Here is a 22,810-nt window from a genome sequence, read left to right on the forward strand (position 1 = left end):
GTAGGCACGCCCACGAACGTGCTGGGCCCGCGGCGTCAGGGCATCGGATCGAGGCCGTGGTAGGGGAAGACGGCCTGCCGCGTCGCCATGATCGCGCGGTCGACGGCGTCGGCCGGGTCGTAGCCGCCCGACAGGTCCTTGAACGCCGGGGTGCGCCCGTCGGTCATGGTGAGCGGCGGCGTCTCCCTCGTCCGCTCGCGCACCAGGGCCTGCCAGGCCGCGCCCGTCCTCGTCGAGGGGTCGACGGGATGGCCCGACACCTCGGCGATGAGGTGCGTCCACGCCCGCGGCACCACCTGGACCAGCTCGTAACCGCCGCCTCCGGTGACGATCCAGCGCCCGCCGGCCGTCTCGTGGGCTAGGCGGTGCAGCGCGGCATAGGCGGCGCGCTGGCCGTCGACGCTCAGCATCAGGTGGGCCAGCGGGTCGAGCGCGTGGCTGTCGCAGCCGTGCTGGGTCACCAGGATCTCGGGCGCGAACTCCCTCAGCAGCGGCGGTACGACCGCGTGGAAGGCGCGCAACCAGCCCTCGTCGCCGCACCCCGCGGGCAGCGCCACGTTGACCGCGGTGCCCTCCGCGCCGGTCTCCTGCGGCCATCCCGTGCCGGGGAAGAGCGTGCGGGGGCTCTCGTGCAGGCTGACGGTCAGCACGCGGGGGTCGTCGTAGAAGAGCGCTTGGACGCCGTCGCCGTGGTGGACGTCGACGTCGACGTAGGCGACCTTCGAGGCGCCCTGCGCCAGCAGCCAGGCGATCGCCACGGCGGGGTCGTTGTAGACGCAGAAGCCGCTGGCCACGTTGGCCATGGCGTGGTGCAGGCCGCCGGCGATGTTGACGGCGTGCTCGGCCGTACCCTCCCAGACCGTGCGGGCGGCGGCCAGCGAGGCGCCCGCGATGAGCGCGGAGGCCTCGTGGACGCCCGCGAAGGACGGGTTGTCCGGCGTGCCGAGGCCCGCGGCCAGGTCAGGACGGCCGTCCGCCGAGACGCGCTTGACCGCCTCGATGTAGTCACGCTTGTGGACGAGGGCCAGCTCGTCGTCGGTGGCCGGTACGCAGCCGACGACCTCGGTCCGGTCGAGAACGCCGAGCTCGCGGGCCAGCGCCATGGTCAGCTCGACCCTGATGGGAGCGAGGGGGTGACCCGGGCCGAAATCATAGGCAGTGAGGGCGTCGTCCCAGACGACTCGCACCGACTCGCTCATGCGCCGACGTTACCGCAGTGCCGGTGACCCGGGCGAAACCCGCACCACATGATCCACTCTCCGGCCCCGCCGCCCGGAGACCCGCGGCGACCGCGGCGACTGGTTAGGGTTCAGGCCATGCGCGTAGGGCGGGCGATATGGCGGTTCTTCGGCCGTCCCGAGGTGTTCGACGCGACGCTGGTCATCGTGCTCGGCACCATCGCCGTGGTCGGCCTCGTCGCCGGACTCGTCGGCGATCCGCCCCTCGTCCCCGGCGGGGCCATGCTCCTGGCCTCCGCTCTCCCTCTTCTCGCCCGGCGCCGCCACCCGATCCCCGTCGCCGTCGCCGTCGCCGCGCTCGACGTCGTCGGCACCCTCACCGGCACCAACTCGGTGGCCACCACCGCGCTGATCGCCCTCTACAGCCTCGGCCGCTACACCGAGGGCAGGAGGACGCTGGTCACCGCTGTCGCGCTCGCCACCGCCTACGGCATCGCCCTCGCGGTGAGGACTCCCACGGAGAGCCTGGCCATCGCCTCCTACCTGGTGGCCGTGGGCGTGGGGCAGCTCGTCAGGGCACGTGTCGAGCTGCGCGAGCGTTCGGCCAGGGAGCGCGCCGACGAGGCGGTCCGCGCGGAGCGCCGCCGTATCGCCCGCGAGCTGCACGACGTCGTCGCCCACCACCTCAGCGTGATCAACGCGCTGGTCGGCGGGGCGCGCGCGGTCATGCCCCCGGATCCGCCGGAGGCCCGCGAGGCGCTGCTGTCGGCCGAGCAGACCGCCAGGCAGGCGCTGACGGAGATGCGGCACCTGCTCGACGTGCTGCGGGCCGACGGCCCCGGCGGCGGCGAGGCGACCGGGGCGGGCGCGGCCGGGCTGCCCGCGCTGGTCGAGCAGGCCGGCGCGGCGGGGCTGCCGGCGAGCCTGGCGGTGGACGGCACGCCCGTGCCGCTGCCCGCGGCGATCGACCTGGCCGTCTACCGGATCGTGCAGGAGGCGCTCACCAACACCCGCAAGCACACGCGCGGGGCGCGGGCCACCGTACGGATCAGCTACGAGGAGCGGGCGGTCGAGGTCGAGGTGCTGGACGACGGTACGGCCGGGCCCTCGTCCTCCCCCGGCGGCTTCGGGCTGGCGGGCATGGCCGAGCGGGTGGCGCTCTGCGGCGGGCAGCTGTTCACCGGGCCCCGCGAGGTCGGCGGCTTCGCGGTCCGTGCGAGGCTTCCGCTGTGATCACCGTGCTGCTCGTGGACGACCACGCCCTCGTCAGGACCGGATACCGGCTCATGCTGAACGCCCAGCCCGACATCTCCGTGGTCGGCGAGGCGGGCGACGGCGCCGCCGCCGTGGCGCGCTGCCGCGAGCTGCGCCCCGACGTGGTCATCATGGACCTGCACATGCCCGGCGTGGACGGCATCGAGGCGACGTCGGCCATCGTCGCCGAGTTCGCGCAGACCAAGATCCTCATGCTGAGCACCTTCGACCTGGACGAGAACGTCGTGACGGCGCTCAGGGCCGGAGCCGACGGCTTCCTGCCGAAGGACGTCTCGCCCGAGGAACTGGTCGAGGCCGTCAGGGTGGTCCACGGCGGCGCGGCGGCCGTCGCGCCGCGCCTGCTGACCGGGCTGATCCGCACCTACGTCCGCGGCGGCCGGCCGCGCGCGGAGATCGACGGGCTCACCGCGCGGGAGCAGGAGGTGCTCGTGCTCATCGCGAAAGGCCTGTCCAACGCCGAGATCGCCGAACGGCTCGCCGTCTCGCCGAGCACCGTGAAGAACCACGTGACCGCGGTGTTCGCCAAGATCGACGTCAGCAACAGGGCGCAGGCGGTGATCGTCGCCTACGAGCGCGGGCTGGTCACCCCCGGGGGCTGAAGCAGCGCGACGCCTGACCGGCCATCGACTCTCGGATCTCGCCCGGGTCACTCGGCGGCAGGGCGATGACCGGGCCTCGCCCGGGTGACTCGGCGCGCAGGGCGATGACCGGGCCTCGCGCGGGTCACTCGGCGCGCAGGGCGATGACCGGGCCTCGCGCGGGTCACTCGGCGCGCAGGGCGATGACCGGGTCGAGGCGGCCCGCCCGGCGTGCCGGGGCGACCCCGAAGAAGACGCCCACCGCGGCCGACACCCCGAACGCCAGCGCGATCGACCACCAGGTGATGGCGGCGGGCACGGGCGTGAGCGCCTGGATGGCCAGCGCGCCGCCCACACCCAGCAGGATGCCGACCAGGCCGCCGATGGTGGTCAGCAGCACGGCCTCGATGAGGAACTGGGCGAGGATGTCGCGCTGGCGCGCCCCGAGCGCCTTGCGCAGGCCGATCTCCCGGGTGCGTTCGCGGACGCTGACGAGCATGATGTTGGACACGCCGACCCCGCCCACCAGCAGCGAGATGCCCGCGATGGCGGCGAGCACGCCGGTGAGCATGCCGAGGACGCTGCCGATGGTGCCGAGCAGCTGGGTCTGGGTGACGGCGGAGAAGCGCTCGCCCGGATACCGCTCGCCCAGGGCGGCCACGACCTTCCGCTGGAGCGGCTCGATCTCGTCGGGGCCCGAGGCGCCGACCGCGATCCCGTTGATCCTGCTGGCGCCGATCAGCCGCTGCGCGGTGGTGACGGGGACGTGCACCTCCTTGTCGCGGGCCACCCCGAAGGTCGCGCCGACCGTCGTGTAGACGCCGACCACGCGGAAGCGGGCGCCCGAGACGGTGATCTGGCGGCCCACGGGGTCGACGTCGCCGAACATCTCGTCGGCCACCTCCGCGCCCAGCACCGCGACCCTGCGCCGGGTGTCGACGTCGGTCTCGGTCAGGTAGCGGCCGCGGTCGAGGGGACGCTGGAAGATGTTGGGCAGGTTCTCGTCCGTGCCGACGATCGTGACGAAGGCATCCTTCCTGCCGACGCGTACGGTCTCGCCGGACTGGACGGAGACGGTCACCTTGCCGGGGTCGCCGACGACGCGGCGGACGTAGGCGGCGTCGGACAGGTTCATCCTGCTCTGGGTCGGGACGGCGCCGACGCTGAGCTGGCCGGGGACGACAAGGATGATGTTGCTGCCCAGGCCGGAGATCTCGCGCTCGATGGCGTTCTTGGCGCCGGAGCCGATGGCGACGAGGACGACGACGGCGAGGACGCCGATGATGACGCCGAGCATGGTGAGCGTGCTGCGCAGCCGGTTGACCCTGAGGGCCTCCAGCGCCATGAAGAACGCCTCCGCGCCCCTCACGTGTCTGCCTCCTCGCCGGTCGCGGCGGGCCGGTGCGCGGTGTCCAGCTCCACCCGGCCGTCGCGCACGTGGATCTGGCGGCGCGCGTGGGCCGCGATGTCCGGCTCGTGGGTGACGAGCACGATGGCCACCCCGCTGTCGGCGTTCAGCCGGTCGAGGATCGCCATCACCTCGTCCCCGTTGCGGGTGTCCAGGTTCCCGGTCGGCTCGTCGGCCAGCAGCACCGACGGCTCGCCGACCAGTGCCCGCGCGATCGCCACCCGCTGCTGTTCACCGCCCGACATCTGCGAGGGCCGGTGGTCGAGCCGGTGCCCCAGCCCCACCGCCTCCAGCGCCCGCCGCGCCCGCGTCCGCCGTTCGGCCTTCCCCACCCCGCGGTACACCAGCGGCAGCGCCACGTTGTCCACGGCCGACGTCCGGCCGAGCAGGTGGAACGACTGGAAGACGAACCCGATCGTCCTGTTGCGCAGCTCGGCGAGCGCGGTGTCGGACAGGGTGGACATCTCGGTGCCGTTCACCCGCAGCGCGCCCGACGTGGGCCGGTCGAGGCAGCCGAGCAGGTGCATCAGCGTCGACTTGCCCGACCCGGACGGCCCGACGATCGCCACGAACTCGCCCTGGTCGATCCGCAGGCTCACCCCGCGAAGGGCGTCCACGGAGACGCCTTCGAGCTGGTAGGAGCGTGTGAGGTCGACGGCCTCCAGTGCGGGGGTCATGACAGCGGCTGGCCCTGCCGTACCGCGTCGGCGCCCTTGACCACCACGCGCTCGCCCACGGTCAGGCCGCTCACGACCTCGACCATCGCGTCGCCCTGGGCGCCGAGCTTGACCACGCGCCGCTGGGCCGTACCGGCGGACGAGATCCAGACGACGCTCTCCCGCCCGCTCGAGACGATCGCCGAGGCGGGCACGGCGACGGCGGAGGGCGCCTCGCGGACGGTCAGCCTGGCGACCGCGCTCATGCCGGGTTTGGGGGTGGGCGCCGCGGACCCGTCGTCGAAGGCGCCGGAGCCGAGGGACAGCTGCACGGGGTAGCTGACCCCGCCGGTGGTGGCCTCCATGGGCTGGATGCCGACGCCCGTCACCGTGGCGGTGTAGGTCGCGCCGGGCACCGCGTCCAGCTCGATCTCCGCGCGGGTCTCGGGCTTGACCAGCAGCACGTCGGTCTCGTCGATGTCGGCGGAGAGCGTCAGCTTGGACACGTCGGTCACCGTCACGATCGGGTCGCCCGCCGACACCGGCACGCCGACCGCGACCGGCGCGCCGCCGCCCGACGACCCGCCCGCCGGTACGGCGGGCAGCTGCGGCGCCGCCCCGCCGGGGATCTGCCCGAGCAGCCCGCTCAACGCGCTGGAGCCGCCACCGCCCGAAGGACGCCCGAGCGTGACGACGCCGCCGAACGGCGCCTTGATGGTGAGCGCCTTCACCGTGGACTCGGCGGCCTTGACCGCCACCCTGGCCTGCGTGCGCGAGGCCGCCTGCAGCGACGACATCGAGGCGGTCAGCCCGCTGGTGAAGCCGCTGACGGTACGGCTGAGCGACGCGGTGATCTGCGACAGCGCCTGCTTGTTGGCCTTGTGCTGCGTCTCGGCCATGTCGATGGCGGACAGCAGCTGCCTGCGCGCGGCCGCGTCGTCCACCTTGCGGGCCTCCGCCCTGGCCTTGGCGAAGTGCCTGGCCACCTTGCGGTCGAAGGCGCTGGTGTCGATGCTCGCCAGGCGCGGCGTCGAGGGGGCGGGCACGGGACGCGCCGCCCTGCGCGCCTGGGCGAGCTGGTCGGTGGCCTGCGGGGACCGGATCCTGGCCAGGATCTGCCCCTTGGCGACCTTCTCGCCGTCACGCACGTACAGCTTGGTCACCGTGCCCTGGGCGGGCGCGCGCAGCGTGGCCGTGGCCCTGGCACCGATCGTGGCGGGCGCCTCGACGACCTCCGTGACCGGGGCGCGCTGCACCTGCGCGAGCTGGAAGGCAGGCGGCTCCTCGGCGGTGCAGCCGGTAAGCGCTAACAGGACGAGCAGCGGGGGGATACCGCGACGAACCGTCACGCCGCCTAGCGTAGAGGGCGCATCAGGCGACCGCCTGCCGTACCCCTACCTGGTGAGCGCGTTTCCCGGCACCATGGTCTGCACGCTGGTCGCCCACATCACCGACCAGAACGCCCACGCGGCGCCGCCCAGCACGTGCCCCGCCATGACGACCGGGAGGGACGCGCCGAGGGCGATCGTCAGCGGTTCCAGCGCGAACAGCAGCAGCCCGGCCGCGCCCGCCGCCAGCGGCCTGGCCGGGCGGACCCGCAGGGCGACCAGGCCGCCGACGATCGTGCCCGCGCCGCCGGCGGACAGGACGAGGCCGTAGGCGGTCTCGCCGTACGCGCCGGTGATCAGCTCGGAGCCGAGGGGGATCAACGGGCCGAACAGCGTGATGCCGAAGACGACCCGGTTTCCTAACAGCGGGCCGACCGCAGGACATGCGTGAGGCCGGAAGCCTGCGGTCAGCCGGAGGCGAGCTGGCGGCCGCGGTCGCGGGCCGCCTCGATGGCGGCCAGGAAGGCCGCGCGCACGCTGTGCCGTTCGAGCTCGGCGATCGCCGCGATGGTCGTGCCGCCGGGCGAGGTCACCGCCTCGCGCAGGATCACCGGGTGCTCCCCCGAGTCACGCAGCATGATCGCCGCTCCCACGATCGACTGCGTGACCATGTCCAGCGCCGCGGCGCGCGGCATGCCGAGCAGGATGCCCGCGTCCACCATCGCCTCGACCAGGTAGAAGAAGTACGCGGGACCGCTGCCCGACAGCGCCGTCGCCGCGTCCTGCTGCGACTCGGGGATCCGCAGCACCTTGCCCACCGGCTTGAGCAGGTTCTCGGTGCGTTGCAGGTGCTCTTCACCCGCGTACGCGCCGGCCGAGATCACGCTCATCGCCTCGTCGAACTTGATCGGCGTGTTCGACATGACCCTGACCACCGGCACGTCCACCCCGAGCCGCTGCTCGACGAACGCGGTCGTGATGCCCGCCGCCGCCGAGATGACGAGCCTGTCGGCGGGCACGTAGGGGGCGATCTCGGCCAGCAGGGCGGCCATGTCCTGTGGCTTGACGGCGAGGATCAGCGTGTCGGCGGCCTTGGCGGCCTCGGTGTTCGACACGGTCCGCACGCCGTACGTCTCCCGAAGCGCCTGGGCCCGCTCCTCCCTGCGCGCGGTCGCCAGGACGTCGCCCGGCTTGAACCCGGCCCGCAGCAGCCCCGACAGCAGGGCCTCGCCCATCTTGCCGGTTCCCAGAATCGCAATCATGCGGGCAGCCTACCTAGTCCGACGTGGCGGCACCGCGTCGGAAAAAGGCGGCGGCCGGTACGGCACCGCGTCGGAAAAAGGCGGCGGCCGGTACGGCGTCGAGGCCGGGCCTGGCGAGGTCACGCCGGAGCGGCACACTCGACCACGACCTCTTCGCCGACCCTGGGGATCCCCGACCGGCCCGCCCCGGGATAACGACCGGGCTCAGCCGCGAGAGGAGCGACCGGCTTCCGCCCCGGAACAGGACCGACCGGCCTCCTCCCCAGGAGGGAAGCGACCGGCCTCCCCCAGGAGAAGGAGCGGGCGGTCTCGGCCCCAGCCGCGAGAGGCGCGAGCAGCCTCGGCCCCGGAGGGAGGGCCACCCGACCCCGACTCCCGGAGGGAAGCGAGCGGCCTCGAACCCGGAGAGCGTGACGGTCGCAACGCCGGGAGCCTCAGTCCCGGGAGAAGAGCGAGCGGGCGAAGAAGGTCAGGTTGGCCGGGCGCTCGGCCAGGCGGCGCATGAGGTAGGCGTACCAGTCGTCGCCGTACGGCACGTACACCCTGACCTGCGAGCCGACCCCCGCCAGCCGCCGCTGCTCGGCGGGCCGCACGCCGTACAGCATCTGCAACTCGAAGCCGGTGGTGTCGCGCCCGTGGAGGACGGCCAGCGCGGCGGAGATCTCGATCAGGCGCGGGTCGTGGGTGGCGACCATCGGGTAGCCGGTGCCCGCCATGAGTGTCTTGAGGCAGCGGACGTAGCTGCGGTCGATGTCCCTCGGTGAGGTGTACGACAGCGCTTCGGGCGCCACGTACGCGCCCTTGCACAGCCGTACCCTGGCGCTGTCGAGCTTCGCGCAGCGCTCAGGCGCGGCGCGCAGGTAGGACTGGACGACCACGCCGACGTCGGGATGCTCCTTGCGGAGGGTCGAGTGGATCGACAGCTGGGCCTCGATGGTGTCGTGCTCCTCGGCGTCGAGGGTGACCGTCACGCCCCTGGCCGCGGCGGCCTCGCAGACCGACGCGGCGTTGTCGAGGGCGAACTGCTCCGACAGGCGCAGGCCGAGGGCGGTGAGCTTGACGGAGACGTCGGCTCCCGAGGGGAGACCTTCGAGGAGGGTGAGGTAGGCGCGGACCTCGCGCTCGGCCTGTGTCCTGTCGGTGACGTCCTCGCCGAGGTGGTCGACGGTGACGAGCAGGCCCTGGTGTGACAGGTCGTGGACGACGGCGCCCACGTCGTCGGCCACGTAGCGGCTGACCACTCCCCTGGTCAGCGGGGACGAGGCGATGAGACGCTCGGCGCGCTCGCTTCGCGAGGCGGCCAGGAGAACGTGACGCAGCACATCATCAGCGTAAACCCCCGCATCGCCTGTGGATCACCGCCCCGATCTCTCCCGCGACCCTCGGTACGGCCCGCCAGGAGCACCCCGACGTGGCCACCCCGGGAGGCCGGCGCCGACACCCCGAGACCGTCCCCCGAGGTCCGCGGGCAGGACCGACGGGCCCGAGACGGTCACCCGACGCCTGCGGGAAGGGCCCGAGACGGTCACCCGACGCCTGCGGGAAGGGCCCGAGACGGTCACCCGACGCCTGCGGGAAGGGCCCGAGGCGGTCACCCGACGCCTGCGGGCAGGACCGGCCGAGACACCGCGACGGTCGGAGGGCGATTCGCTCGGAAGGCGGGCGCGGGCCGGCGCGAAGGATGGGCGGTGGGAGGGTGAACCGGGGCGTCGCGGGATCCGTCATACGGGTATGCGGACTACAGCCCTCGTGGCCGGGTGTCTGATGCTGACCCTGAGCTGCGGCGCGGCCGCCACTGACACGGCAGCCCGCCCGAACCCCCACCAGCCCGTCGCCGCCCAGCCGGTGATCAGCACACCCTCCACCTCCCCCACCCCGTCGCCGAAGAAGGTCAAACCGGTCGGCGACACCGTCAACACCCGTAAGGTCCGGTTCGAGAGCGCCAAGGCCAAGGACCGCCTGGTCAAGCTGGTCTGGTGGTCGGGTGTCGAGCCGTGCGCGGTGCTCGACAGGGTGGCGGTGAAGGAGACGGCCAAGCAGGTGACCGTCACCCTCTACGAGGGCACGGCGGCCAAGGCCCAGAACGTCTCCTGCATCGAGATCGCCATCCAGAAGACCACGACGGTCAAGCTGAAGGCGCCGATCGGGAAACGCAAGATCGTCGACGGCGCCGGGCGGCGCTAGAGAAGACGCCAGAGAAGCGCCGGCGCAGGCGCTGGAGAAGCCGAACCCACACGACGGCCGTCCCCGAGGGGCGGCCGTCGCCGTGTGCGTCCGCACCGGGTTGGAACCGCGGGGGTGCCGCCTGTCGTTCAGGATCGTGAGTCACTCGGAAAAGCCCCCTCGCCGGGAATGTCGGTGCGCACCCAGAGGTTGAGTCGCATAGGCTCAACTCGTTTGACAAACCATTCGTCGGTCCATAGGTTGAGCCCAACAAGCTCAACTTTGACTACAAGGACGTACTCATGGCACGTGCGGTAGGTATCGACCTGGGGACGACCAACTCCGTCGTCTCGATCCTCGAGGGCGGTGAGCCCACCGTCATCGCCAACGCGCAGGGCTCGCGGACCACGCCGTCCGTGGTCGCCTTCGCGAAGAACGGCGAGGTCCTCGTCGGTGAGGTGGCCAAGCGTCAGGCCGTCACCAACGTGGACCGGACGATTCGCTCGGTCAAGCGCGAGATGGGCACCAACTGGTCCACGGAGATCGACGGGAAGAAGTTCTCCCCGCAGCAGATCAGCGCTTTCGTCCTGCAGAAGCTCAAGCAGGACGCCGAGGCCTACCTGGGCGAGAAGATCACTGACGCCGTGATCACCGTCCCGGCCTACTTCAACGACGCCCAGCGCCAGGCCACCAAGGAAGCCGGCACGATCGCGGGCCTCAACGTGCTTCGCATCATCAACGAGCCGACGGCCGCGGCCCTCGCCTACGGCCTCGACAAGGACAAGGACCAGACCATCCTGGTCTTCGACCTCGGCGGCGGCACCTTCGACGTGTCCCTGCTCGACGTCGGCCAGGAGGACGGCCACGGCTTCGTCGAGGTGAAGGCCACCTCCGGCGACAACCACCTCGGTGGCGACGACTGGGACCAGCGCGTCGTCGACGAGCTGGTCAAGCGCTTCCAGAACGCCCACGGCGTCGACCTGGCCAAGGACAAGATGGCCCTCCAGCGCCTGCGCGAGGCGGCGGAGAAGGCCAAGATCGAGCTGTCCAGCCAGGCCGAGACCAACATCAACCTGCCCTACATCACGGCCTCCTCCGAGGGCCCGCTGCACCTCGACGAGAAGCTGACCCGCTCGGAGTTCCAGCGCCTGACCGCCGACCTGCTCGAGCGGACCAAGGGCCCGTTCCACCAGGTCATCAAGGACGCCGGCATCAAGGTCTCCGACATCGCCCACGTGGTGCTCGTCGGTGGTTCGACCCGTATGCCCGCCGTCTCCGAGCTGGTCAAGGAGCTCACCGGCGGCAAGGAGCCGAACAAGGGCGTCAACCCCGACGAGGTCGTGGCGATCGGCGCCGCGCTCCAGGCGGGCGTGCTCAAGGGTGAGGTCAAGGACGTCCTGCTGCTCGACGTGACCCCGCTGTCCCTCGGCATCGAGACCAAGGGCGGCATCTTCACGAAGATCATCGAGCGCAACACGACGATCCCGACCAAGCGCTCGGAGGTCTTCACCACGGCCGAGGACAACCAGCCGTCGGTGCAGATCCAGGTCTACCAGGGCGAGCGTGAGATCGCTTCCTACAACAAGAAGCTGGCCACCTTCGAGCTGACCGGCATCGCCCCGGCCCCGCGCGGCATCCCGCAGATCGAGGTCACCTTCGACATCGACGCCAACGGCATCGTCAACGTCTCCGCCAAGGACCTTGGCACCGGCAAGGAGCAGACGATGACGATCACCGGCGGCTCGGCGCTGCCGAAGGACGACATCGAGCGCATGATGCGCGAGGCCGAGTCCTACGCCGAGGAGGACAAGAAGCGTCGTGAGGAGGCCGAGGTCCGCAACAACGCCGACGGCCTCGCCTACCAGACGGAGAAGTTCCTCCGCGAGAACGACGACAAGGTCCCCGGTGAGATCAAGACTGAGGTGAACGACGCGCTCGCCGAGCTGAAGAAGGCTCTCGAGGGCACCGACACCGACACGATCCGCACCTCGGCGGAGAAGCTGGCCACGGTCAGCCAGAAGATGGGTTCGGCGATCTACGCTCAGAGCCAGCAGCAGGCCGGCCCCACGCCCGAGGGCGAGACCGGCCAGGCCAAGGCCGGCGGCGACGACGACGTCGTCGAGGCGGAGATCGTGGACGACGACCAGCCCAAGAAGGACCAGTGACGATGTCTGAGCCGCGCGATAACGGGCCCGAGTCAGAGCCGGTGATCCGCGACAACCGCAAGATCGACCCCAAGACGGGTCAGGCGAGGACCGCCAAGGAGGAGCCGGCCCCGGCCGCTCCTCCGGCGGACGCCGCGCCTGTCGCGGGGGGCGACACCGGCCTCCTGGCCGAGCGCACCGCGGACCTGCAGCGGCTGCAGGCGGAGTACACCAACTACCGTAGGCGGGTCGAGCGCGACCGGGTCGCGGTCCGCGAGCAGGCGGTCGCCGGAGCGCTCACCGAGCTGCTGCCGGTCCTCGACGACATCGGCAGGGCTCGCGACCACGGCGAACTGACCGGCGGTTTCGCCAAGGTCGCCGAGTCGCTGGAGGCGGTCGTCACCAAGCTGGGGCTGACCCCGTTCGGCCAGAAGGGCGAGCCCTTCGACCCGACGGTCCACGAGGCGCTGATGCACAGCTACTCCTCGGAGGTGACCGAGCCGACCGCCATCGAGGTGCTGCAGCTCGGCTACCGCATCGGTGATCGGGTGCTGCGCCCGGCAAGGGTCGCGGTCGCCGAACCCGAGGACGCCCCGGCCGCGTCCGACGACAACTGAGAACCCCCCGAAAGGACGCCATAGATGAGCACCAAGGACTACCTGGAGAAGGATTACTACGCCGTCCTTGGTGTGCCGAAAACCGCCACCGCCGAAGAGATCAAGAAGGCCTACCGGAAGCTGGCCAGGCAGTACCACCCGGACGCCAACCAGGGTGACTCCGCCAAGGAGGCCAGGTTCAAGGAGATCTCCGAGGCCAACGACGTGCTCTCGGACAGCAAGCGCCGCAAGGAGTACGACGAGGCGCGCACCCTGTTCGGATCGGGCATGGGCGCGCCGCGGCCCGGCGGCGGTGGCGGTGGTTTCCCGTTCGACTTCGGCGACCTGTTCGGCGGCACCGGCCAGCACAGCGGAAGCACGAGCGAGCGCATCGGCGACCTGTTCGGCGGGCTGTTCAACAGGGGTGGCGGCGGGAGCACCCGCACCACGGGCACGACGACCAGGCCGCGCCGCGGCCAGGACATCGAGTCCGAGGTCACGCTCTCCTTCACCGAGGCGGTCGAGGGCCACACCGTCTCGCTGAGGCTGACCACGTCGTCGGCGTGCAAGGCCTGTAGCGGCACCGGAGCCAAGGCCGGCACGACCCCGCGGGTCTGCCCGACCTGCGAGGGCACCGGTGCGGCCAGCCGTAACCTGGGCAACTTCGCCTTCTCCGAGCCCTGCCGCGACTGCAAGGGCCGCGGGCTGCTCGTCGACGACCCCTGCCCGGTCTGCGACGGCAGCGGGCGGGCCAAGAGCACCCGCACCATCCAGGCGCGCATCCCGGCCGGGGTGGCCGACGGGCAGCGGGTCAAGCTCAAAGGCAAGGGCGCGCCCGGCGAGAACGGCGGGCCGGCGGGCGACCTCTACATCCAGACTCACGTCAAGCCGCACGCGGTGTTCGGGCGGTCGGGCGACAACCTGACCATCACCGTTCCCGTCACCTTCACCGAGGCGGCGCTCGGCGCGGAGATCAAGGTGCCCGTCCTCAAGGGCCTGCCTGTCACTCTGCGCATTCCGGCGGGTACGCCCAACGGCCGCACGTTCAGGGTCCGCGGCAGGGGGGCCACCCGTAAGGACGGCACCAAGGGCGACCTGCTCGCCTCGGTGGAGGTGCTCGTGCCGCAGGAGCTCGACGACAAGTCGCGCGAGCTGCTGAACGAGTTCCGCACCGCCACCGCGAACGAGGACCCTCGGGCCGACCTCATCCAACGTGCCAGGAGTGAGTAGGCCGATGGACGCCAACTACTTCAACCTGTCGGACGAGACACCCGTCTACGTCATCTCGGTGGCCGCCCAGCTGTCCGGCCTGCATCCGCAGACCCTGCGGCAGTACGACCGCCTCGGGCTGGTCTGCCCGGGCCGTACGGCGGGCCGCGGCCGCCTCTACTCCATGCGAGACATCATCCAGCTGCGCGAGGTGCAGCGCCTGTCCCAGGAGGAGGGCATCAACCTCGCCGGCATCAAGCGGATTCTTGAGCTGGAGAACGAAGCGCTGAGGCTGCGTGAGGAGGTTCACCGCCTCAGAGCCGAAGTGTCCATGGTCAAGGCGCTGATCCGCTACGAGTTGCCACCGGGGGCCTGAATACATGGACTACAAGCTCACGCAGAAGAGCCAGGAAGCGCTGTCGGTCGCCATGCGCCGGGCGGCCACCGAAGGAAATCCCGAGATCGCGCCGGCCCATCTGCTGGCCGCCCTCCTCTCCCAGACGGGCGGCACCGCCGTACCTCTGCTCGAAGCGGTCGGCGCCGACTGGAAGGCGTTGCGCGCCAAGGTGGAGGCCGCGCTGGCGGCCCTGCCGAAGGCGCAGGGCGCCACGGTGAGCGCGCCCTCCAGCTCGCGTCAGGTGCTGACGGTGATCAACACCGCCGCGCAGCGGGCCAAGCGCCTGGAGGACGAGTACGTCTCGACCGAGCACCTGCTGGTCGGTCTCGCGACCGACGGCGGCGAGATGGCCACGCTGCTGAAGAACTCGGGGGCCACGCCGCAGGCGCTGCTCGACGCGTTCGAGAAGGTGCGCGGGCACGCCAGGGTCACCAGCGAGACGCCGGAGGACACCTACCAGGCGCTGGAGAAGTACGGCGTCGACCTGACCGAGCGGGCAAGGAGCGGCAAGCTCGACCCGGTGATCGGGCGCGACTCCGAGATCAGGCGCGTGGTGCAGGTGCTGTCGCGCCGCACCAAGAACAACCCGGTGCTGATCGGCGAGCCGGGCGTCGGCAAGACCGCCGTCGTCGAGGGGCTGGCGCAGCGGATCGTCGCCGGTGACGTGCCCGAGTCGCTGCGCAACAAGAAGCTCGTCTCGCTCGACCTCGGCGCGATGGTGGCGGGCGCGAAGTACCGCGGCGAGTTCGAGGAGCGGCTCAAGGCCGTGCTCTCCGAGATCAAGGAGAGCAACGGGCAGATCGTCACCTTCATCGACGAGCTGCACACCGTGGTCGGCGCGGGCGCCGCCGAGGGCGCCATGGACGCGGGCAACATGCTCAAGCCGATGCTGGCGCGCGGCGAGCTGCGCATGATCGGCGCCACCACCCTCGACGAGTACCGCGAGCGGATCGAGAAGGACCCGGCGCTCGAGCGGCGCTTCCAGCAGGTGTTCGTCGGCGAGCCGTCCGTCGAGGACACCATCGCCATCCTGCGCGGGCTGAAGGGCCGTTACGAGGCCCACCACCAGGTGCAGATCGCCGACAGCGCCCTCGTGGCCGCCGCGGCGCTGTCCGACCGCTACATCACCAACCGCTTCCTCCCCGACAAGGCCATCGACCTGGTCGACGAGGCCGCCTCGCGGCTGCGCATGGAGATCGACTCGCGTCCCGTCGAGATCGACCAGCTCCAGCGCAACGTCGACCGGATGAAGATGGAGGAGCTGGCCCTGGCCAAGGAGACCGACGAGGCCTCCCTGCAGCGCCTCGAACGGCTGCGTGCCGAGCTGGCCGACCGCCAGGAGGAGCTCAACGCCCTCGTGGCCAGGTGGCAGCGCGAGAAGGACGGGCTCAACCGGGTCGGCGACCTGAAGAAGCAGCTCGACGAGGCGCGCGGCGCCGCCGAACGTTTCCAGCGCGACGGCAACTACGCCGACGCCTCCAGGCTCCTGTACGACGAGGTTCCCCGCCTGGAGAAGGAACTGCTGGCCGCCGCCCAGGAGACGCCCGAGCAGCAGATGGTCAAGGAGGAGGTCGGCTCCGACGACATCGCGGAGGTCATCTCCTCGTGGACCGGCATCCCCGCCGGGCGGCTGCTCGAGGCCGAGACCGCCAAGCTGCTGCGGATGGAGGACGAGCTCGGCAGGCGCCTCATCGGGCAGCGCGAAGCCGTCCAGGCCGTCTCCGACGCCGTGCGGCGCAGCCGCGCCGGCATCGCCGACCCCGACCGGCCGACGGGCTCGTTCCTGTTCCTCGGCCCGACCGGCGTCGGCAAGACCGAGCTGGCCAAGGCGCTGGCGGAGTTCCTGTTCGACGACGAGCGGGCGATGACCCGCATCGACATGTCCGAGTACTCCGAGAAGCACAGCGTCGCCCGCCTGGTCGGCGCGCCTCCCGGCTACGTCGGCTACGAGGAGGGCGGCCAGCTCACCGAGACCGTACGGCGGCGCCCCTACACCGTCGTCCTGCTGGACGAGGTCGAGAAGGCGCACCCCGAGGTCTTCGACATCCTGCTGCAGGTGCTCGACGACGGCCGGCTGACCGACGGGCAGGGCCGCACGGTCGACTTCCGCAACACGATCCTCATCCTGACCTCCAACATCGGCTCGCAGTACCTCGTCGATCCGAAGCTGGAGAACGGCGCCAAGCGCGACGCGGTGATGGGCGCGGTGCGGGCGTCGTTCAAGCCGGAGTTCCTCAACCGGCTCGACGACGTCATCCTCTTCGACGCGCTCGGCACGGAGGAGCTGACGAAGATCGTCGACCTGCAGGTGGACCGGCTCGCCCAGCGGCTGGCCGACCGGCGGCTCGCGCTCGACGTCACCCCGGCGGCGCGCGACTGGCTGGCGATCACCGGCTACGACCCGATGTACGGCGCGCGGCCGCTGCGGCGGCTGGTGCAGTCGGCGATCGGCGACAAGCTGGCCAAGGCGGTGCTGTCCGGCGAGGTGGTCGACGGCGACACGGTCCTGGTCGACCTGGGCGACGACGAGCTGACCATCGGCCGCGCCTGACCCTGGCCCCTGAACCACAAGGCCTCGGGCGGATCCCCGTCCGGGGCCTTGTCACGTCCGCGTGGCCCCGTCGCGTGCTCCGTCCACGAGGGGCGTCCCGCCCACGGCGAGAGTCCCCGGGGAGCGCGTCCCACACACGGGGAGAGTCCCCGAGGGGCTCGTACCGCACACGGGGAGAGTCCCCGAGGGGCGCTTCATGCTCAGGGGGACAGTCCTCGAGGGGCTCGTCCCGCTCGCGGGAGAGCTGTGGGGCGGGGCCGGTCGGGGCCTGTGGTCAGGGGGTGTCGGCGCGGGCCAGGGACAGAACCTCCTCGGCGGTGGGCGGGGAGGCCGGATGGTGGCTCAGGCACATCGGCACGCTGATCTGGTGGAACCCCGCCCCCTCCGCCGCCACGTAGAACCGCCCGGCCCGCAACCGCCCGATCTCCGTCGCCGCTCCCCCCTTGGCCCTGGCCATCTCCTCCGCGGCCTGCCGCTGGATCGGCGCGTTCAGGAAGCCGAAGAACTGTGTGGCGGCGTTGCCGGGGATGTGGTTGTGCAGCCCCTTCGGCGCCTGGGTGGCGAACACCAGGCCCAGGCCGTACTTGCGGGCCTGGGAGGCGAGCATGAGGGTGCTGCCCGTGGCGGGCGTGGTCTTCGCCTGCGGCGCGAACGTCTGCGCCTCGTCCATGACCAGCAGCCCGCCCAGCGGCCGGCCGCCCGCCGGATGCCGTCTGAACCACGCGAACAGCCCGAGCTGGAGCCGGTTGACGAAGCCCTGCCGCTGCTCGTCCTCCTGGAGCCCGGCCATGTTGATCACCGACACCCGGGCCCGCCGTCCGCGCTCCGGGGTCAGCAGCACGCCGGGGTCGACCGGGGTGCCGCGACCGCCGAACAGGGGGTCGTTGATGACCGCCGCCCGCAGGTTCTGTCCCACCTCGGCGGCCAGCTTCGCGGCGCCGTCCAGGTCGCTGACCTCCTCGGGCAGGTCGGACAGCAGCTCGATCAGCCCCTCCAGCCCGTGCGCTCGGAGCTTCGCGTGGTGGGCGACCGCCTCCCTCAGCACGGCCTGGGCGCGCTGCGCCTTGGCCGTCGCCCCGTCGATCCTGGCCTTGGGGGCGAGGGCGGCCACCGCGGCGTCGATCGCCAGGCGGAACTCGTCGGGGTCGTCGGCCAGGCCGCTCAGGTCAGGCAGCGGCTGGAAGGTGAGCGGGCGGCCGGTCTGCCTGCCGGGGGTCCAGACGACCACGTCGGTGTCGCGGAGGTAGTCGGCGGCCTTCTGCCGGTCGCCGTCCTCCCAGGCGGGTGGGGGCTCGGGCCATGCCGTACCGAGGCGGGACAGATCGTTGTTCGGATCGAGCACGACGGCGGAGACACCCTGCAGCGCGCACTCCTCGACGAGCCTGCGGATCAGCACGGTCTTGCCGGAGCCCGAGCCGGCGAAGATGACCGTGTGCTTCCTGAGGGCCGCCAGCTCGATCCGCACCGGGGTGCCCGCGCCCGTGTCCGTGCCGACGACCACCGAGTCCGGGCGCGCGCCGGCTGCCCCGGATCCGGAACGGCCCGCGCCGGTGGTGAAGGAGCCCCCGCCGGACGGCGCGGCCCTCACGGGTGCGGCGGGCTGGGCGACAGGCCCGGGCGGCGCGGCAGCGGCTTCCACGGCGGGCGAGGCGGCGGGGCCGGGCGGCAAAGCGGCAGCCCCTTCCACGGCGGGCAGGGCAGCGGGGCCGGGCGCGGCGGGAGCCGGGGGGAGGGCGGTGGCGGGGTGGCTGAGGGCCTCGACCAGCAGCTTCACGTCGTCGGCCGGACGCCGGGCGGACAGCCACTCCCGCAGGTGCGCGGGCTCCTCGTCGAGCAGCGCCCGCAGCGCCGCCAGCGTGCGCAGGTCCGCCTCGTCCACGTGCAGCACCCGCCCGCCCGCCGCCTCGAACGCCGCCACCGCCTCCTTCGTCTTCGGCCCGCCCGACCAGGGCTCGTTGCGCAGCACGAACAGCTGCCGTCTCGGCACCCCCGCCTGCAGCCCCGCCGAGACGCACGCCGCCCTCAGCCGGTGCAGCGCCGCGACGGGGTGGGTGCTGGCGATGCCCCTGAAGCACCAGTGCACCTCGTCCTCCGTCGCCTCGTCGAGCGTCAGGCGCAGGCGGGCGTGCAGGGGCGGTTTGGTGCTAGGCGGCGGATCCTGGGCGTACACGTGCGCCGCGGCGCCACGACCCACCGTCCACGCCGCCAGCCCTGCCGACAGGAGTCCGGGCAGGACGGCGTCCTCGGTTCTGGGGTCCAGCGCGGGCTCGATCTCGGCGCTCTCCCTCAGCCGGGCGAAGTGGGCGTCGAGCGCGGCCAGCCCGGAGGGACCGGCGCCGGACGGCGTGCCGCCACCTCCGCCGCCCCCGTCTCCAGGGTCGTCGAGCCGGTCGAGCTCCCTGATCTCGCCCTCGGCGAGGCAGCTCTGGACATGCTTGTCGATCTTGACGAGGATCTGCCGCGGCGTCAGCCCGACCGCGCTGTCGAAGGCGTCCTCCAACACCGGCCAGGTCGGGTACGGCGGGACGAACCCCACCTTGCCGAACCCCGCCGCGAAACGCCGTTCGACGATGGCCCGCGCGGTCTGCGCGTCCTTCAGCACCCTGAGCGTGGCCGGTTCCCTGAACCTGTCGCGGACGGTGTCCGTCGCCTGCTCCCTGATCAGCATCCAGGTGTGCGGCAGGCAGGAGAGCACGGTCAGGGTCCGCCGGGTGACGTCACGCAGCGCCATCAGGCCGCCGGCCACCTGCTCGACGACCGCGCCCTGCCCCTCGTCGACCAGGCGGGCGCCGGACTGCGCCACCAGCGCGTCGACCTGGTCGACGGCGATCACCGACGGGCCCGTCAGCGCCAGCAGCCGTGACAGGTCACGCACCACCTCCTGCGGCGAGCGGTAGACCCTGGTCAGCCCCCATTCCCTGCCCAGCCCCTCGTCGGGGAGCGACGACAGGTAGGCCTGCCCCACGTCCTGCGCCGTCAGGTCGTCGGAGGCCAGCAGCACCAGGGCCCGCGCCGTGTCGTGCGCGTCCCTGAGCACGGTGCCGCCCTTGCGGCGCAGCGCCTCCACGAACAGGTCGAGCGCCTTCCTGTCGAGGTGGCCCCTTCCGTCGACGGCCCGCCGTACCATCCTGGGCACGTCGGCCAGCTGCGCCAGCCGGTTCAGCAGCAGGCGCAGCTGCGAGTGGCCGTCCTCGGCCGGCCGCCAGAGGCTGTCCAGCATCGCGATCACGATGCTCTCCCAGAAGCTCCTGGCGTCGAGCAGGCCGACCAGGAAGAAGTACCCGCCCTCCCGCTGCGCGTGCTCGCGCGCCCAGCCCAGCAGGTGGGTCTTGCCGGTGCCGCGCTGCCCCTGGATCACCACGCCGATCGGGCTGGCGTCAGCGCTCTCCTTCGCCTCGGTCACCCCGCGGCGCAGGTCGAGCGCGGCCATCGGGTGCAGGCTCTCCACGTGGTACGGCGAGGGCCGCCAGACGTCGTCAGGGGCGTGGACCGCGTTGAGCCGCAGCGCGCTCAGCGCCTCCCATTCCGCCGTCATCGGGCGCCGATCGACAGGTAGTGCTTGTCCTGGTCGCCGACGGCCAGCGCGGAGCTGCGGTCCTGCGGCCTGAGCGCCTTCTGGTTGTCCTCGGGCACCATGACGACGTCGGGCTGCCTGTTGAGGCCGCGCAGGGCGGCGTCCATCACGTCCTTGGGCACGTCGGCCAGCCGCAGGCGGACGTCGGTCAGGCTGACCCAGCCGCCCGGCTCGCGGGCCAGCTCGGCGTAGACGGCCCGTACCCGCCCCTCGACGTCCTCGGGTGTGGTCTCGCGGGAGTCCGCCTCCTGGGCGGGCTGGAAGACGTCGCCCAGACGCTGGTCGGTACGGGCCAGGAAGCGCGCCAGTCCGGCCAGCACCGCCCTGAGCGCGGCCCCGTTCGAGCCGGAGGTGACCTTCACGCCCGCACGGATCTCCTCGGCCAGGCGCGCCCAGCCGTCGTCGGTCAGCACGTGCGCGAACGACCTGCCCCGTTTGCAGCTCTCCACCAGCTTGAGGTCGTTCAGGCGACGGCGGTCCTCGCCGTCGAGGGTGAGCCCGTACCGCTTCTTCAGCTCCGGGTTGGTCACCTCATCGGCCTCGGCCATGAGGACGATCATCACCGAGACCTGCGGAACCGACAGTGCCATTTCCTACCCTTTCGTTGACGAACACCGCGATCTCGCGGGCCACGGCCTGCGCGTCCGTCAGAACGTCGCCGCTGGTGAAGCGCAGCACCGTGTAGCCGTCCCGGTGCAGGCGCACGTCACGCCGGCGGTCCGACTCGAACTTCTCCTGCCTCAGGTGGCTGTCGTCGTCGATCTCGACGATCAGCCACGCCTCCCGCCAGAGGAGGTCGACCCTGATCGGGTTGGCGAGCGGGTGGGCGCCGTAGACCTGGTTCCACTCCCTGTCGGCCGCCCATTCGCACCACCTGAGCACGCTCTCCATGCGCTGCTCGGCGGGGCTCGCGTGATGCGGACGCCCCTTCCTGGGCGGCCACGGCCCCCGCCCGCCGGGACCGTCCGCAGGCTGCCAGGGAAGCCCGGACGGCGCGGGCGCGGGCTGCCCAGGAGCCCCGGATCGCCCGCGCGTGGGCTGACCGGGAACGCTGGGAGAGGCGGGCGCCGGGGGCTCCGCCGGCGGGCGCGACGACTTCACGACGCGCAGGCCCGTCCATCGTTCGAGCCACTGGCAGCCCGCGACCACCGCGTCAGCCTCGCCCTCGCTCAGGTCACCGGGTGTCTCGACCGCGATCGTCGCACCGGTGCCGAGCACCCGGCCGAGCCCCGCCGCGCGCACCTCCGCGGGGTGGCGGGCCGTACCGGGGTGGCGTGCCGTACCGGGGTGGCCGCTGAGCGCCGCCTCGGCCAGGTCGGCCAGGAACGGCCCGAAGTGCCGATCCCCCGCCGCCAGCCGTACGGCGAGCGACCGGACGGCCCTGACACCGGCGCCGCCCGGCCCAGGGATGTCCTCGGCGCCCGGTAACCACCGGGGGAAGCGGCGCACGGCGAGGTCCTCCATGTCGCGCAGCACCGCCGCCACCAGCTCGCTCGCCTGATGCGGGGCGGTCATGGCGTGCGTGAGGACGACCGGCGACACTGCGGAATCCCCTCGTTCGCGGACCATCCACTCTTTGCTGAAGCTATACGTAATCGCCCTTGCCGCGCGTGAGTGTTACGAGATGTTCGCGCCGCGCGTCTCGATCATTAAGAGCTTCACCACTGTTGCCCCAAGCCACGGTGGCCACCGTGCCGCCGTGGCTAGCTTCGTGATTCGTCGGATCACCGAACACCATCAGGGGGAACGTGCATGTCGAACGCATCACGGAGTATTCGGAGCGTCCTTGCGGTGGCCGTGCTGGCGACGAGCGTGAGCTTGGCGGCCGGGCCCGCGTCGGCGGAGGAGTGCGAGCGGCGGATCGCCCTCAACGAGGGATCGTCGGTGGCCGCGCTCTGCGATGACGCGGCGGAGGTCAGGGCTCAGGTCACGCACACGTCGATGGCCGTCCCCTCGAACTCGGAGACGGCGAAGGCGGTCGAGAAGCTCGCCAGGCAGCTCGGCATGCCGGGCATGTCACGCTCGACGGCGGTGTTCAGCATCGCCGACATGGGTGGCGTCGCGGCCGGCGCCGGTCATCCCGCGCTCCCGGTGGCGCTGCCCGAGGAGTCCGGCCTGCCGGCGGTGGCGCACCAGTCCACCGCGCCCGACCCGGTGGGGCTGCCGTCGCTGCCCAACGCCGACAGGGTCTCCGCCCTCCCGTGGCTGCCCGATCTGCCGTCGCAGGCCCTGCCCGCGCTGCCGGACGTGGTCGAGGGGGAGAAGGCGCCGCTCAAGCTGGCCGCCCCGGTCAAGGACGCGGTCGGGAAGGCGGGTCAGACCGTCAACGAGGAGACGAAGAAGGCGCTCGAGCTGGACGGGGTCAAGCGGGTCACCGACGCCGTGGGCAAGGCGGGGCTGGGGCTGGACCCCCTACAGAACTGAGGACGCGGTTTCGCTCCCGCACCCCAGACCAGGGCCGTGCCCCCTTTCCCGGGCACGGCCCTTCCCC

The 22,810-nt window shown here is 72.0% G+C and carries 19 protein-coding genes; 9 read left to right on the plus strand and 10 right to left on the minus strand.

The features are described from left to right. Nucleotides 1–35: 35 nt before the first annotated feature. Nucleotides 36–1,199 (minus strand): acetoin utilization protein AcuC, encoded by a 1,164-nt coding sequence (locus tag ACWEVS_RS07420; protein ID WP_449915276.1) that lies wholly within the window; start codon nucleotides 1,197–1,199, stop codon nucleotides 36–38. 117 nt (nucleotides 1,200–1,316) lie between these two features. On the opposite strand from ACWEVS_RS07420, the gene ACWEVS_RS07425 reads away from it, so the two are divergent. Both ACWEVS_RS07425 and ACWEVS_RS07430 read left to right on the plus strand, forming a co-directional pair. After that, nucleotides 1,317–2,411 (plus strand): sensor histidine kinase, encoded by a 1,095-nt coding sequence (locus ACWEVS_RS07425; protein ID WP_452550410.1) that lies wholly within the window; start codon nucleotides 1,317–1,319, stop codon nucleotides 2,409–2,411. Then, complete coding sequence (locus ACWEVS_RS07430) at nucleotides 2,408–3,052, plus strand: response regulator (protein ID WP_449915281.1); 645 nt, start codon at nucleotides 2,408–2,410, stop codon at nucleotides 3,050–3,052. The genes ACWEVS_RS07425 and ACWEVS_RS07430 overlap by 4 nt, the downstream gene beginning before the upstream one ends. 163 nt (nucleotides 3,053–3,215) lie before the next feature. Here the strand turns inward: ACWEVS_RS07430 and ACWEVS_RS07435 are convergent, their stop codons facing one another. The 6 genes from ACWEVS_RS07435 to ACWEVS_RS07460 form a co-directional block, all read right to left on the minus strand. Beyond that, nucleotides 3,216–4,400: an ABC transporter permease gene (locus ACWEVS_RS07435; RefSeq protein WP_449915283.1), complete on the minus strand. Its 1,185-nt coding sequence runs from the start codon at nucleotides 4,398–4,400 to the stop codon at nucleotides 3,216–3,218. Then, complete coding sequence (locus ACWEVS_RS07440; RefSeq protein ID WP_452550412.1) at nucleotides 4,397–5,116, minus strand: ABC transporter ATP-binding protein; 720 nt, start codon at nucleotides 5,114–5,116, stop codon at nucleotides 4,397–4,399. The genes ACWEVS_RS07435 and ACWEVS_RS07440 overlap by 4 nt, the downstream gene beginning before the upstream one ends. Beyond that, nucleotides 5,113–6,444, minus strand: coding sequence for an efflux RND transporter periplasmic adaptor subunit (locus ACWEVS_RS07445; RefSeq protein ID WP_449915286.1), 1,332 nt, complete (start codon nucleotides 6,442–6,444; stop codon nucleotides 5,113–5,115). Before ACWEVS_RS07445 ends, ACWEVS_RS07440 begins: the two co-directional genes overlap by 4 nt. A gap of 45 nt (nucleotides 6,445–6,489) precedes the next feature. Beyond that, nucleotides 6,490–6,804, minus strand: coding sequence for a hypothetical protein (locus ACWEVS_RS07450; protein ID WP_449915287.1), 315 nt, complete (start codon nucleotides 6,802–6,804; stop codon nucleotides 6,490–6,492). Between the two features lie 86 nt (nucleotides 6,805–6,890). Further along, a complete protein-coding gene (proC, locus tag ACWEVS_RS07455; RefSeq protein WP_354907832.1) occupies nucleotides 6,891–7,685 on the minus strand; it encodes a pyrroline-5-carboxylate reductase in 795 nt (264 codons plus the stop codon). Nucleotides 7,686–8,119: 434 nt separating this feature from the next. Further along, entirely contained in the window at nucleotides 8,120–9,007 is an 888-nt protein-coding gene (locus ACWEVS_RS07460; protein ID WP_452550413.1) for a proline dehydrogenase family protein, read from the minus strand. A 442-nt stretch (nucleotides 9,008–9,449) separates the two neighbouring features. Here ACWEVS_RS07460 and ACWEVS_RS07465 point away from each other — a divergent pair, with 442 nt between their 5' ends. The 6 genes from ACWEVS_RS07465 to clpB all read left to right on the plus strand — a co-directional run bounded on the left by ACWEVS_RS07465 (nucleotide 9,450) and on the right by clpB (nucleotide 16,745). Next, nucleotides 9,450–9,869 (plus strand): hypothetical protein, encoded by a 420-nt coding sequence (locus ACWEVS_RS07465; RefSeq protein ID WP_452550415.1) that lies wholly within the window; start codon nucleotides 9,450–9,452, stop codon nucleotides 9,867–9,869. Nucleotides 9,870–10,150: 281 nt separating this feature from the next. After that, nucleotides 10,151–12,013, plus strand: a complete 1,863-nt coding sequence (gene dnaK, locus ACWEVS_RS07470) for a molecular chaperone DnaK (RefSeq protein WP_354907836.1) — start codon at nucleotides 10,151–10,153, stop codon at nucleotides 12,011–12,013. 2 nt (nucleotides 12,014–12,015) lie between these two features. Then, nucleotides 12,016–12,609 (plus strand): nucleotide exchange factor GrpE, encoded by a 594-nt coding sequence (gene grpE, locus ACWEVS_RS07475; RefSeq protein ID WP_449915294.1) that lies wholly within the window; start codon nucleotides 12,016–12,018, stop codon nucleotides 12,607–12,609. 24 nt (nucleotides 12,610–12,633) lie between these two features. After that, the gene (dnaJ, locus tag ACWEVS_RS07480; RefSeq protein WP_449915296.1) at nucleotides 12,634–13,818 is read left to right on the plus strand and encodes a molecular chaperone DnaJ; all 1,185 of its coding nucleotides are present in this window, start codon (nucleotides 12,634–12,636) and stop codon (nucleotides 13,816–13,818) included. Continuing rightward, nucleotides 13,811–14,173: a heat shock protein transcriptional repressor HspR gene (locus ACWEVS_RS07485; protein WP_449915297.1), complete on the plus strand. Its 363-nt coding sequence runs from the start codon at nucleotides 13,811–13,813 to the stop codon at nucleotides 14,171–14,173. Before dnaJ ends, ACWEVS_RS07485 begins: the two co-directional genes overlap by 8 nt. Before the next feature lie 4 nt (nucleotides 14,174–14,177). Beyond that, a complete protein-coding gene (gene clpB / locus ACWEVS_RS07490) occupies nucleotides 14,178–16,745 on the plus strand; it encodes an ATP-dependent chaperone ClpB (RefSeq protein ID WP_449915300.1) in 2,568 nt (855 codons plus the stop codon). Between the two features lie 274 nt (nucleotides 16,746–17,019). On the opposite strand, the gene ACWEVS_RS07495 is transcribed toward clpB, so the two are convergent. The 3 genes from ACWEVS_RS07495 to ACWEVS_RS07505 are packed head-to-tail and all read right to left on the minus strand — an operon-like array spanning nucleotide 17,020 to nucleotide 21,861. Beyond that, a complete protein-coding gene (locus ACWEVS_RS07495) occupies nucleotides 17,020–20,280 on the minus strand; it encodes a helicase HerA domain-containing protein (RefSeq protein ID WP_452550417.1) in 3,261 nt (1,086 codons plus the stop codon). Continuing rightward, nucleotides 20,277–20,867 (minus strand): hypothetical protein, encoded by a 591-nt coding sequence (locus ACWEVS_RS07500; protein ID WP_452550419.1) that lies wholly within the window; start codon nucleotides 20,865–20,867, stop codon nucleotides 20,277–20,279. Before ACWEVS_RS07500 ends, ACWEVS_RS07495 begins: the two co-directional genes overlap by 4 nt. Continuing rightward, nucleotides 20,851–21,861 (minus strand): endonuclease domain-containing protein, encoded by a 1,011-nt coding sequence (locus ACWEVS_RS07505; RefSeq protein WP_452550420.1) that lies wholly within the window; start codon nucleotides 21,859–21,861, stop codon nucleotides 20,851–20,853. The genes ACWEVS_RS07500 and ACWEVS_RS07505 overlap by 17 nt, the downstream gene beginning before the upstream one ends. A 249-nt stretch (nucleotides 21,862–22,110) precedes the next feature. Here ACWEVS_RS07505 and ACWEVS_RS07510 point away from each other — a divergent pair, with 249 nt between their 5' ends. Next, nucleotides 22,111–22,743: a hypothetical protein gene (locus ACWEVS_RS07510; RefSeq protein ID WP_449915307.1), complete on the plus strand. Its 633-nt coding sequence runs from the start codon at nucleotides 22,111–22,113 to the stop codon at nucleotides 22,741–22,743. The last annotated feature ends 67 nt before the right edge of the window (nucleotides 22,744–22,810 follow it).

The organism is Nonomuraea sp. NPDC003754 (assembly GCF_053605785.1).

Coding starts and splice junctions, on each gene's coding strand:
- ACWEVS_RS07420 (WP_449915276.1), bottom strand. CDS start 1,199: ATGAGCGAGTCGGTGCGAGTCGTCTGGGACGACGCCCTCACTGCCTAT.
- ACWEVS_RS07425 (WP_452550410.1), top strand. CDS start 1,317: ATGCGCGTAGGGCGGGCGATATGGCGGTTCTTCGGCCGTCCCGAGGTG.
- ACWEVS_RS07440 (WP_452550412.1), bottom strand. CDS start 5,116: ATGACCCCCGCACTGGAGGCCGTCGACCTCACACGCTCCTACCAGCTC.
- proC (WP_354907832.1), bottom strand. CDS start 7,685: ATGATTGCGATTCTGGGAACCGGCAAGATGGGCGAGGCCCTGCTGTCG.
- ACWEVS_RS07465 (WP_452550415.1), top strand. CDS start 9,450: ATGCTGACCCTGAGCTGCGGCGCGGCCGCCACTGACACGGCAGCCCGC.
- dnaK (WP_354907836.1), top strand. CDS start 10,151: ATGGCACGTGCGGTAGGTATCGACCTGGGGACGACCAACTCCGTCGTC.
- grpE (WP_449915294.1), top strand. CDS start 12,016: ATGTCTGAGCCGCGCGATAACGGGCCCGAGTCAGAGCCGGTGATCCGC.
- dnaJ (WP_449915296.1), top strand. CDS start 12,634: ATGAGCACCAAGGACTACCTGGAGAAGGATTACTACGCCGTCCTTGGT.
- clpB (WP_449915300.1), top strand. CDS start 14,178: ATGGACTACAAGCTCACGCAGAAGAGCCAGGAAGCGCTGTCGGTCGCC.
- ACWEVS_RS07495 (WP_452550417.1), bottom strand. CDS start 20,280: ATGACGGCGGAATGGGAGGCGCTGAGCGCGCTGCGGCTCAACGCGGTC.
- ACWEVS_RS07500 (WP_452550419.1), bottom strand. CDS start 20,867: ATGGCCGAGGCCGATGAGGTGACCAACCCGGAGCTGAAGAAGCGGTAC.